The 12,466-nt window shown below is 48.2% G+C and carries 8 protein-coding genes; 4 read left to right on the top strand and 4 right to left on the bottom strand.

The genetic code is table 11. The features are described from left to right. Nucleotides 1-34 precede the first annotated feature (34 nt). Both BN161_RS14730 and BN161_RS14725 read right to left on the bottom strand, forming a co-directional pair. A complete protein-coding gene (locus tag BN161_RS14730) occupies nucleotides 35-1,177 on the bottom strand; it encodes a DegT/DnrJ/EryC1/StrS family aminotransferase (RefSeq protein WP_044267483.1) in 1,143 nt (380 codons plus the stop codon). Beyond that, entirely contained in the window at nucleotides 1,174-2,139 is a 966-nt protein-coding gene (locus BN161_RS14725) for a GNAT family N-acetyltransferase (protein WP_044267480.1), read from the bottom strand. Before BN161_RS14725 ends, BN161_RS14730 begins: the two co-directional genes overlap by 4 nt. 508 nt (nucleotides 2,140-2,647) lie before the next feature. Between BN161_RS14725 and BN161_RS14720 the strand changes: the two genes are divergently transcribed. The 4 genes from BN161_RS14720 to BN161_RS14705 all read left to right on the top strand — a co-directional run bounded on the left by BN161_RS14720 (nucleotide 2,648) and on the right by BN161_RS14705 (nucleotide 10,905). Further along, complete coding sequence (locus BN161_RS14720; protein WP_044267477.1) at nucleotides 2,648-3,421, top strand: 5'-nucleotidase C-terminal domain-containing protein; 774 nt, start codon at nucleotides 2,648-2,650, stop codon at nucleotides 3,419-3,421. A gap of 45 nt (nucleotides 3,422-3,466) precedes the next feature. Continuing rightward, complete coding sequence (locus BN161_RS14715; protein ID WP_044267475.1) at nucleotides 3,467-4,372, top strand: bifunctional metallophosphatase/5'-nucleotidase; 906 nt, start codon at nucleotides 3,467-3,469, stop codon at nucleotides 4,370-4,372. Between the two features lie 149 nt (nucleotides 4,373-4,521). Next, on the top strand, nucleotides 4,522-7,536 hold the full coding sequence (locus tag BN161_RS14710) for a glycoside hydrolase family 3 N-terminal domain-containing protein (protein ID WP_044267473.1): 3,015 nt from the start codon (nucleotides 4,522-4,524) through the stop codon (nucleotides 7,534-7,536). Nucleotides 7,537-7,764: 228 nt separating this feature from the next. Next, a complete protein-coding gene (locus BN161_RS14705) occupies nucleotides 7,765-10,905 on the top strand; it encodes a glycoside hydrolase family 3 N-terminal domain-containing protein (protein WP_044267470.1) in 3,141 nt (1,046 codons plus the stop codon). A gap of 111 nt (nucleotides 10,906-11,016) precedes the next feature. Here BN161_RS14705 and BN161_RS14700 read toward each other — a convergent pair whose 3' ends face one another. Together BN161_RS14700 and BN161_RS14695 are read right to left on the bottom strand one after the other, a co-directional pair. After that, complete coding sequence (locus BN161_RS14700) at nucleotides 11,017-11,646, bottom strand: porin family protein (protein ID WP_044267466.1); 630 nt, start codon at nucleotides 11,644-11,646, stop codon at nucleotides 11,017-11,019. A 120-nt stretch (nucleotides 11,647-11,766) separates the two neighbouring features. Further along, nucleotides 11,767-12,399, bottom strand: a complete 633-nt coding sequence (locus tag BN161_RS14695) for a DUF4136 domain-containing protein (protein ID WP_044267463.1) — start codon at nucleotides 12,397-12,399, stop codon at nucleotides 11,767-11,769. Nucleotides 12,400-12,466 lie beyond the last annotated feature (67 nt).

Raw genomic sequence — 12,466 nt, 5'->3', positions numbered from 1 at the left:
ATCATTTTTGTACCAACTTATTTTTAAAGCGTTACTAAATAAAGGTATTTGCACAGTCAATGATCCGCTCTATATCTTCATTCGTCAGTAATGGAGATATAGGGAGGCTTAGCTCCTCATTATGGATGCGTTCCGTAATGGGGAGTTGTTGCATTCCATATTCTTTTTTCAACGCCTCCTGGCGATGGGGAGGGATGGGGTAATGAATTTGAGTACAAATGCCGCGACTGTTGAGATAACGTTGCCATTCATCCCTGCGGGGAGAAAAGACGGGGAAGATATGAAAAGCATTGGCATCATTGATATCATCCGTATGGACAGTACTCTGTAATTCCAGATGCTGCCAGTCGATCCCTTCTTTATATAATTGCGCTATTTCCCTTCTACGGATATTATCCTGATCCAAACGAGGAAGCTTCACGGAAAGGACTGCCGCCTGCAACTCGTCCAGACGGCTGTTTATACCTTGATACCGATGGACATATTTCTCCGTGGAGCCATAATTGGCAATGGAACGCACTGCAGCGGCAAGCCTTGCATCGTGAGTGGTTATAGCACCGCCATCCCCTAATGCCCCTAAATTTTTGGCAGGATAAAAACTGAAAGCAGCGGCATCTCCCAGATTACCGGCACGCAGAGGACGATTCTCTTTCCCCGGTAAACTTTTGTTCCAGATAGCTCCATGTGCTTGTGCGGCGTCTTCTATGACTTTCAGTCCGTGTTGGTTGGCTAACTTGCATATCTCTTTCATGTCAGCTAAACGCCCATACAAGTGGACGGGCAGTATGGCACGCGTGCGGGGAGTAATCAGTGTCTCGGCATAGGCGGCATCTATATTGCATGTTTCGAAAGAAGGTTCACAAAGCATTGGTTTCAGACCGGCACGAAGAATGGAAAGCAGGGTGGCAATGTATGTATTGGCGGGAACAATAACTTCATCTCCTGCATTCATCACTCCCAGTTCCCGGTAAGCCAGAAATATCAAAGTAAGAGCATCCAGACCATTTCCAGTGCCAACACAATAAGAAGTGCCGCAATAAGCAGCGAACTCCTCCTCAAAACGGGCTGTAGCTTCACCGTGCAGATACCATCCGGAATGTGAAACATGCAACAGAGCATCCGAAAGTTCGGGTTCGAAGGAGGCGTTGATCTTTTGCAGATCTAAATACTTTATCATAAGCGTAATTCGTAAACGTCATACATAATTGCCCGTGCACCGAAACCTTCTTTTTGGAAAAGTAATCCCTCGTTCAATATTTGTCCGCCGTGTTCGGTAGATATGCCAAAGTCGAAGTATCGCTTCTGCGCATAACGGTCGTATATTAATTGGTGGAAAAGCAGGTCGAGCGCACCGCATTTCTTTCCGCGTGGGGAAGCTGCGATGTATTGCACGTGGGCTACCTCGTCAGTTTCATACACAATGCATCCACCCAACGTTTCGGCTCCATCGCATACACGGAAAAGGGAAATCTGGCGGGGGAAATTGCTGTGCAGACGGGCAATCTCCTCCAGCGAATGTACGGGAGAGACACCGTATCGTTCGTGCAGGTTTTCTTCCAGTATCGGCCAGAAAGAAGCAAAGTCTTCGTCTTCTGTAATCGTCAGTGAGGATGCCAGGGCTTTTTTCAGTTGGCGACGGCGGAGAGTACGGAAAGGCAGGCGGTCGTCCAGTGGAATGACGGATGAGATGCTCCGTGCCACAAGGGTTGCACCCAGCCGGGTGAGGACATAAAGGTCTTCTTCTGCAGGATAGCAGTGATAGATATGTGGGATAGCACGATAGACTATCGACTGCACACTGCATTCCTTATGCAGATAATCGAGTGCGGCATGAAATACACTTTCTACTTGTTGCAGGGTGATGGAAGGGGAAAGGAGCATTCCGCCATACGTCAGTCCTTGATGGGAATGGAAACAACTGCCGGAAAGATTGCCGGGAAGCAGGGCTGTTAACTTTCGGTTGCAGAAGATTAGCAGGGAACAATCCTGGAAACGGTCGGCATGATAATCCATATAGTCACGCAGCAAGAGGAACGTACCGTTTTTAGAGCGGCGCACGAAGCGGTCCCAGCGCTCTTTATCTCCTGCCGAGTAGCGGATTATATGCCATTCCTGGTCGGTTGCCACACTTATTTCCATGTATCTGCCTGTCTTTTATATTACTTTCGAAATTCAAATATAGGTATATTTTTAAAGTTTTGCATCTGTGTCAGCTTGAAAGGCTGTGTGCGTAACTTACGTATATTTTAATAACGTAAGTTTCGGCGGTTTATTATTTATGTGAATCATCAGGAGTTGAATTGGGCTCATAACTGAAAAGACATGAATCAATAGATACGCGGACGACGCGGATAAGGCGGACGAACGCGGATTTAAAAGGCTGCGCTATACTATTAATAAATTAAAGTCCGCGTTCGTCCGCCTTATCCGTGTCGTCCGCGTACCCATTTGATTCAAAACCGCTCCGAGAGGAGTTAAAAGCCGATACTACGCTTTATGCCTTCCTTTTGGTTATGAGTAGCAGCACTATCATCCCGAAACTTAAAAATATGCCTGAAAACGAAAAAGTTCATCTTTTTTCTTTCCGTCAGGACGGGATAAGAAAGACAATTCGTTATATTTGTAGCAATTTAAAAACCCGAACAAAATGAAAAGAATAACTTTGAAATTCATTCCCGGTGTACTTTTGGCAGCTGCATTCCTGCTAAGTTCTTGTACTTCTGCATATAAGGTGACGAAGTCAGAGGGAACCATGGTGGCGATTGACTCTACTTGGGATGTGAACCCGGATGCTGAAGCGGTGGCACTGCTTGCTCCTTATAAGGCAAAAGTTGACAGTATCATGTATCGTGTGGTGGGTACTGCGGAAATGAGTATGGATAAAGGAGCTCCGGAGAGCTTGCTTTCCAATCTGGTAGCGGATGTACTGCGCAATGCTGCCGCACAAGTGCTGGGTGAGCCTGCCGACATGGGGCTGATAAATATGGGTGGTTTGCGTAATGTACTGACAGAAGGCCCTATCACTACCGAAAACATCTATGAGATATTACCTTTCGAAAATTCTCTTTGTATATTGACTATGAAGGGAGTCAATCTGAAAGAACTGTTTAATAATATCGCCGTGCGTCATGGCGAAGGTGTCAGTGGAGTACAACTTCTGATTACAAAAGACGGGAAACTGTTGCAGGGTACGGTTGGCGGGCGTCCGATAGAAGACGATCAACTTTATACAATTGCTACAATCGACTATCTGGCTGACGGAAACGACGGGATGACTGCCTTGCCCCAGGCTGAGAAACGGGAATGTCCGGACGGAGCCACTTTGCGCGGCCTGTTCATGGACTATGTGGAACGTCAAACTGCTGCCGGAAAGAAGATCACTTCGCGTCTGGAAGGTAGAGTAACTGTGAAAGATGAGTAATCCTGCTCATCGAGAAAATAAATCATAATTCATAAATCAGAAATCATGAAACGATATATTCTTTTAATGTTGGCAGTCTGCTGCCTTCTTCCGGCATCAGCACAACAACCTACCCGGAAAATCTCCGAGGAACCTCTTTGTCTGCTGGCTCCTGACTCTGCACAGAAAACCAAACAATTGGTGATTCTGCAAACAAGTGATACACATAGCCGTATTGAGCCTATTGCTGTAAATGCTGCTGACCGCTATGCCGGTATGGGCGGAACCGTGCGCCGGGCTACCTTTATTAAAGAGGCACGCAAGGTGAACCCTGATCTGTTGTTATTTGACTGTGGAGATATCTCCCAGGGAACTCCTTACTATAATCTGTTCCAGGGGGAAGTAGAAGTCAAGATGATGAACCTTATGGGCTACGATGCCATGACGATTGGTAATCATGAGTTTGATTTCGGTCTGGAGAATATGGCACGTCTGTTCCGTATGGCAAACTTCCCGGTGGTATGTGCCAACTATGATGTAACAGGTACGGTACTGGAAGGACTGGTGAAACCTTATACTACTTTCAGCCGCAACGGATTGAAGATCGGTGTCTTCGGTCTTGCTCCGAGGATGGAAGGATTGGTGCAGGCAGATAAATGTGAAGGTGTGGTTTATAATGATCCGATAGAAGCGGCACAGAAGACGACAGATCTGCTGAAGAACCAGGAAGGTTGCGATGTCGTTATTTGCTTGTCGCATCTGGGTTATCAGCTTAAAGGTGCTCCTTGCGACGAAGAACTGGCGCAGAAAACAAATAATATTGATGCCATATTGGGCGGGCATACCCATACTTTCATGAAAGAGCCTGCTATTTATTTGAATAAAGACGGTAAGAATGTACCTGTGATGCACACAGGAAGAAGTGGAATTTATGTGGGAATGTTGAAACTGACACTTACAGAAGAAGAGTGATAAGGTGGTAGGGTGATAGGGTGATAAAGTGGCTGCGCTATATATCACAGAGCGTTATCCCGCTATCACCTTATCACCTTACCGCCTTATCACTCTTTGTTCATATCCTATCAAGAAATGAATGAATACCGCCAACGAACTACAAAGAAATGAAAAGAATAATTCTTTTGTTGTTAGCTATCCTTTTATGGGGTGGCACATCCTTGCTTCATGCCCAGGCGGAAGCCCCTTTTCTACCTTCAGCGGCAGATGCCCGTTGCAAGCAGTGGGTAGATTCCGTATTTTCCGGTCTGAACCTGCAAGAGAGAGTGGGACAGTTGATTGTCACCACCTTCCCGGCCAAGGCGGATAAGCAGAAAAAGAAGCAGATACGTGATCTTGTGAAGAAGTATAAGATCGGAGGTCTGCTCTTTGCCGAAGGCACGCCGGAGGAACAGGCAATACTGACGAATATTGCGCAGAAGAACTCCAAAGTTCCCGTTATGATCACTTTTGACGGTGAGTGGGGACTTTCCATGCGTTTGGAAGGTACCCCTTATTTCCCCAAGAATGCTGCTCTGGGCTGCATTGAAGATAATCAGTTGATTTATGAATACGGACGTGAGGTGGCACGGGAATTTCGTGAATTGGGTGTGCACGTCAATTTTGCACCTGATGCGGATGTGAATACCAATCCTTTGAATCCGGTGATTCATGTTCGTTCGTTCGGTGAAGATCCGAAGAAAGTAGCCGAAAAGGTGCTGGCTTACAGTCTTGGATTGGAAAGTGGTGGCGTGCTGTCCGTAAGCAAACACTTTCCCGGTCATGGAGATACGGACGTGGACTCGCATAAGGGACTGCCGGTGCTCTACTATAATCGTGAACGGTTGGATAGCGTCGAGCTGTATCCGTTCCGCGAAATGGTGCGTGCCGGATTGGGCGGTGTGATGGTAGGTCATTTGCAGGTGCCGGCTTTGGAACCGGACGCCAAAACGGCATCTTCACTTTCCAGAAATGTAGTAACGGGATTACTGAAAGATGAAATGGGCTTTCAGGGCTTGGTGTTTACAGATGCGCTGGATATGAAAGGTGTTTCGTCTGTGCCCCAGCTTACCACAAAAGCCTTACTTGCCGGAAATGATATGGTACTGGTGCAGTACAACACCGCAAACGCTGTGCAGGAAGTGCTGAGTGCTGTGAAAGAGGGCGTTCTCTCTGAGAAAGAAGTGGAAGCGAAATGTCGTAAGATACTTACTTATAAATATTTGTTAGGCTTGCGCCAGCCGCGCCCGCAGTTGCAAGTTAGCGGAATGAGCTATCGTATCCATACGGATGAAGCGAAGGCGCTGGTAACCAGGTTGCGCCAGGCCGCCGTTACGGTACTTGGCAATCATTTCGGGATATTGCCTTTGACGCCCGTCGGTGGTGCTCCTATTGCTCTTCTGAGTATAGGCGAAGGCAAAGACAGTGTTTTTGTGGATGAGATGAAGAAATTATCTCCAGTTCCTATGGAGTGTTTTCGTTTGACAAGAGAAACGTCGGAAGATGGCCGCCGTGAACTGGCGCGTAAATTGGTGGACTATCGGCGTATAGTGGTCAGCGTATCGGGAAAAGATGCTGATGTGGTTGCTTATGCCGATTTCCTGGCGGGATTGGACTTGTCCGTGCCGCTGGTATATGCTTTCTTTACGTCTTATCGTGGAATGCAACCGTTAGAGCCTGCTTTGAACCAAGCCAGTGCCGTAGTGCTGGGACATTCTTCCGAAGCGGATATCCAACAGTATGTGGCAGGTGTCATCTTTGCCAAAGTGCCTGCCCAAGGCAAACTTTCCATGAGTATCGGAAGTCTTTATCAGGCCGGTGAGGGAAGTGTGGTCACTCCGGGGATGAAGCCGGGAAGCATTATTCCCGAGGATTTGGGGATGAAGTCCAATGAGTTACACCGCATTGATGCTATCGTTCGGTCGGGATTGGCTGCCGGAGCTTTTCCCGGTTGCCAGGTGCTGGTGCTGAAAGACGGTCAGACGGTGTATGATAAATGCTTCGGTATACATTCCGATAAGGATACCACTGCTGTACGTCCTACGGATCTGTTCGACCTGGCTTCCCTGACAAAGACTACTGCAACGCTGCTTGCCGTGATGAAACTTTATGATGGCGGTAAGTTGAAACTGACGGATAAGGTTTCCCAATACTTACCTTTCCTGCGAAGTACGAATAAGAAGAATATTACGATTAAGGACTTGCTTCTTCACGAGTCCGGACTGCCGCCTTATATTCGTTTCTATCTGGAGGCTATCGACCCGAACTCCGTGCATGGACCGTATGCCCAAAGTTGGGTGGATGAATGGCATCGCACTCGGGTAAGCGAGCATAGCTATTATTGTTCGGACTTCAAGTTCAAGAAAGGACTGGTGTCGGAGAAGGAATCATCGGTTTACAACTTGCATGTAGCTGATAAGATGTGGTTGAATAAGAGCTTTAAGAATACCATCCTGCAAAAGATCGCCCGTTGCGAAATGGACGGTAGGCGGTATGTGTACAGTGATCTCGGCTTTATCCTGCTGCAACAGGTGGTAGAGTCAATTGTCAAGTTGCCGATGGACCTCTATCTGACTAAGGAGCTTTACGCGCCTATGGGCTTGCAGCGTACCATGTACCTGCCTTTGCGGGAATACTCCAAAGAAGAGATAATGCCTACGGCTGCAAACGACTTCCTGCGTCGTCAGGACTTGTGTGGCTATGTGCATGATGAGGCTGCCGCCTGCATGGGTGGCATATCCGGCAATGCCGGTCTCTTCTCCACCGCCTCCGAAGTGGCTAAAATCTACCAGATGCTATTGAACGGTGGCGAATGGAACGGTAAACGCTATCTGAGCGAAGCGACCTGCCGCCTGTTCACTACGGAAACTTCCGATATCAGCCGCCGGGGACTGGGCTTCGACAAACCTGATCTGAAGGATTTGAAGAACAGTCCTTGTGCCGCCTCCGCTACCGCTGCCGTTTATGGGCATACCGGTTTCACGGGGACTTGCGCCTGGGTGGATCCTGAACACGGGACGGTGTACGTCTTCCTCAGTAACCGCCTGTGTCCCAATGTGTGGAACACGAAACTGGGTGAAATGAATATTCGCACGGATATACAGGAGGTGATTTATAAAAGTCTACCCCAGACTAAACCTTAGTCTACCCCTGGACAAATCGTTAGTCTACCCTTGGACAAGTCGTTTGTCCACCCTGGACAAGTCGTTTGTCCAATAGTGAATAACCGTTAATGAAAAGAGCCATATCTTAATAAAGTGTAAAACCGTGAGTTGCAAGCTACGAGTGGCCGCGCTATATTCCGAAAGGCACTCGTAACTCGTAACTCATAATTTGTAGCTCGTAACTCGTAACTCGAAGCTTGTTAATGTATGAAGAAACTATTCCTATTCCTCCTGATACTATTCAGTTGTTGTGTCCGTCCGGATGCCCGGACACATCGTTTGCCGGCACCGCAATCTCCTGTTGCGCCTGTTGAACCTATCCTGATGCGTCCCTTTACCAATGATGCCCGCTGCCGGCAGTGGGTGGACTCAGTGCTCAACAAGATGAGTCTGAAAGAACGTATCGGACAACTATTCATTTATACCATTGCCCCCCAACAGGATAAAGCAAACCGCGACCTGTTGCGCAAAGTAGTGGACGACTACAAAGTGGGTGGCCTGCTCTTTTCCGGTGGACGGATGGAAAACCAGGTGGCACTGACTAATGAAGCGCAGAAAATGGCGGATGTTCCGTTGATGATTACCTTTGACGGCGAGTGGGGGCTTTCCATGCGTTTGCGGGGTACGCCGGTGTTTCCGCGAAATATGGTTCTGGGCTGTATACAAAACGACAGCCTGCTCTATGAGTACGGGCGCGAGATGGCCCGGCAGTGCCGTGAGCTTGGCGTGCAAGTCAACTTTGCTCCCGTGGCAGATGTGAATATCAATCCGAAGAATCCCGTTATCAATACCCGCTCTTTTGGAGAAAGTCCGGTAAATGTGGCGGATAAAGTGATAGCTTATGCACGTGGACTGGAAGATGGCGGTGTACTTTCCGTAAGCAAGCATTTTCCCGGTCATGGAGATACGGATGTGGATTCGCATCATTCATTGCCGAAGCTGTCGTTTTCGCGTGCACGTCTGGACAGCGTGGAGCTTTATCCGTTCAGAAAGGCGATTCAGGCCGGACTGTCCGGTATGATGGTGGGACATTTGGAAGTGCCGGTGCTTGAGCCGAAACGGGGGGTGCCTTCTTCGCTTTCGCGCAAAGTGGTGCATGATTTGTTGACGCAGGAGATGCAGTTCAAAGGGTTGGTGTTTACGGATGCACTTGCCATGAAGGGAGTATCTGCCAATAACGCGAGTATTTGCTTGCAGGCGTTGCAGGCCGGGCACGACCTGCTGCTTGTTCCCCGGCGGATAAAGGAAGAGGTGGAAGCTATACTGGATGCCGTGAAGAGCGGTGAGTTGACAGAAGCGGAAATCGAAGCGAAGTGCCGGAAGGTGCTTACCTATAAATATGCTCTCGGATTATCGAAGAAACCTTTTGTCCGTCTTTCCGGTTTGGGAAACCGCATCAATACGGCACATACGCGTGATCTGATACGGCGTCTGAACCAGGAGGCGATCACTGTGCTGAGAAATAAAAACAATGTGCTTCCATTGGATGCGGATATCCGTGAAGTGGCGGTGCTCAATGTGGGGGATGCGAAAGAGGTACAGCCGTTCCTGAAAGAACTCTCCGGATATATAAATTCCACCAGGACGGAAGGAAGTCCCACCGTCTTTCAGCTGAAGAAAGACTTGCAGCCTGCTGCACGCAAGCTGTTGCGTGATTCATTGTCACAATATAAACGTATTCTTGTCTGCGTCACGGAACATCGCCTGGCACCCTACCAACCCTTCTTTGCCGAGTTTACTCACGATGTGCCGGTGGTTTATCTGCTTTTTATTCCCGGTAAACAGATGTTGCAGATACGCCGGGCAGTGTCGGCTGCGGACGCCGTAGTATTGGCGCATTCTTCGATAGATGATGTGCAGTGCCGGGTAGCCCAAATACTTTATGGAGATGCGACAGCCGACGGACGCCTTTCGGCAAGTATCAGCAATTTGTTTGCCACAGGTACGGGGCAGGTTATTACTCCGAAGACACCGCTCCACTTTGTGCCCGATGAGTATGGAGTGAACTCTCGTCTGCTGACCCGTATCGATGAGATTGCGAAAGAAGGGATTAAGGAAGGTGCCTATCCCGGTTGCCAGATCGTGATATTGAAAGATGGAAAGGAAATGTATAATAAGGCATTCGGAACGCATACCTGGCCGGGCGCTTCTGCCAACGGACTTTCTGCATCCGCTATTCCGGGTGCTACCTTGCCGGTATCCCCGACGGATGTTTATGACCTTGCTTCGCTGACAAAGACTACGGCAACACTGCTTGCCGTCATGAAGCTGTACGATAAAGGGCGTCTGAATCTTACTGACCGTGTGTCGGACTATCTGCCTTGGCTTCAGGATACGGATAAAAAGGATATTACTGTCCGGCAATTACTGTTGCATGAGTCCGGATTGCCTTCCACGTTGTTGTTCTATCTGGAAGCTATCGATAAGGAAAGTTATGAAGGAACTCTTTTCAAGGCAAAGCCCGATGCCGCACATTCCGCACAGATTGGTGTACGTACCTGGGCAAACCCGAAGTTCAAGTTCCAGAAGGGGCTGATGTCTAAGGTACGGACGGCAGAGCACACATTGCAGGTCTCTGATAGCTTGTGGCTGAATCGCTCCTTCAAGGAGGCATATCGGCAGAAGATTATAGAAACTCCGTTGCGTGACCGCCGCTATAGGTATAGTTGTGTCGGCTTCATCCTGTTGCAGCAGTTGGTGGAAGCGCGTACGGGAATGTCGATGGATGCTTTTCTGGAGCAGGAGTTCTATGCTCCGATGGGACTGAAACGTACCGGATACCTGCCGCTGCGAGGTGCAGCTACTGCGGGAACGGTTTATGCCGGCATTGTTTCCGGTGGCCATGCTCCTCTGTCGAAAGCCGAAATTATACCTTCTTCCTTTGATCCTTTCTTGCGGAAGACTGTTCTTCAAGGCTTTGTACATGATGAGTCGGCAGCCTTCCAGGGTGGTGTATCGGGGAATGCCGGACTATTCTCTAATGCAACGGAAGTAGCGCGAATTTATCAGATGTTGCTGAATGGTGGTGAACTGGATGGCAAGCGTTATCTGAGTCCGGAGACTTGCCGTGTATTTACTACTACGGTTTCGCGCATCAGCCGCCGTGGTCTGGGATTTGATAAGCCCGACCGTCAGAATCCGGCAAAGAGCCCATGCGCTGCCGCTACCCCTTCTACTGTTTATGGTCATACCGGCTTTACGGGTACTTGTGCCTGGGTAGATCCGACGAACGGCCTTGTTTACGTCTTCCTGTGTAATCGCATTTATCCCAATGTATGGAATACGAAACTGATGAAGATGGATATTCGTACACGAATACAGGAGGTGATGTATCAGGCGGTGAAATGAGAAAAAAAGGGGAATAGCCCCCCGCTCACGCGGCCGGTTATTCCCTTTTTTCACGTCTTGAAACAATCAATTAATACCAGTCAAACTTATTGTGTTGCAATGCAAATTATGTTAGAATGCAATACCCAGGCGTAGACCGAAGTTGCTCAAACCATCTACACTGTATGTGAACAGGTCACCCTTGTTTGTGCCGTAGCTATAGTAAGCGGCAACGTGCAGACCCGGACCATAAGCCCATGGGTAGATGTTGATACCAATTTCCGGTGATACGTAGAAGCCCCAGGTGCTCTTGTTAGCTTCGTACACATTGAAAGTAGACTTGATTTCGGCATATTGAGGACCTACTTTCACACCAACGTAAGGTTGGAAAGCGCTACCGCGGTCGAAAGTATAGCGTCCGGCAAGGCCGAAAGGCAATTGGAACAATGTGTGCTGCTGGTCAGTATTGATGCTACCGCCTTCGCCTACGGGAAGTGTCTGGCGACCGAAGTATTCATGGTTGCTGTGGTAGGCCAGGAAGGCACCAAGAGCAATATTCGGAGTCACATAGTAACCGCCTTCAAAGCTCATACCCCATCCGCTGGCTTTATCAGCGAAGTGGTTGCTCAAGGGGAAGTTGAATTGCCAATCGATGTTGGCATAACCGTTATCGGTTAGTTGTGCCTTTGCCGGCATGGCGAAGACGAGAGCCAGGGCAGTGATTGCCAGTACTCTCATAGAAAGATATTTTATTGTTTTCATACTTGTTATTGTTTTTAGTTATGAGATACTTCAGGCTGTACCTCTCTACTTAACTATTTACTACTAATATAAATCAGGAGTGAAAGGTTGATAGTTTATTATGGTATCTCCTGTTTCTCATTACTTATTAGTAAGATAGGAAGATTGAGCGTAGGCTTGGTTCACACCTTCAACGGCCAGTTTGGTGTTTACAGCTGTAGAACCGCTAAGCAATCCACTCATATAGCTTGTCCAGAGTATGGGCAATTTTTCCTTTTCGCCTTGAGTGGCTTCCAGGTTGAGGAGCTCGGTGATGAATGAACCGGTGCTATATGTATAAGTCACGGCATACGGGTAGTACCATCCGCCCCAGTTACCCCAGTAAGGTGCATCCCAGTAGCCTGGGTAGTTCCACCACCATTCGGGACGTCCGTAGTCATTAAAGTAGTAAGTGCTCTTAATGTAGCTGACCTGCAAACCGAGGTTGGCTTCTTCGCGATCGTCTACACGGACATAGCCGCGATTGTTCATATTGGTAGCGTAGGCTTGCAAAATTTCCTGGGCGCTCTCATCTTTCCAGTATTCAGCTTCTTTCTTATCACCGATGATAAGGATGCTGTCCGGCATGTAGTACGTTTGGAAAGCTTTGAAATCAGCTTTCGTGTCATAGTTAGTATAAACCAGATACTTGTTGTCCAGCTTATCCGTGTCAGGGTCTTTTTCGCAGGCTGCGAAAGTCAAGACCACCAATAATAGGGGAATTAATTTCTTCATACTTTTATAATGTTTAGGTTAAATATAAAAATCCTGCCCTGGTACCTCAGGCTTTTGGTACATGAAC

The organism is Bacteroides timonensis (genome assembly GCF_000513195.1).
Lineage (GTDB): Bacteria > Bacteroidota > Bacteroidia > Bacteroidales > Bacteroidaceae > Bacteroides > Bacteroides timonensis.
Note: the sequence above shows the minus strand (reverse complement) of the source record. Positions and strands in the feature narration are given on the sequence as shown.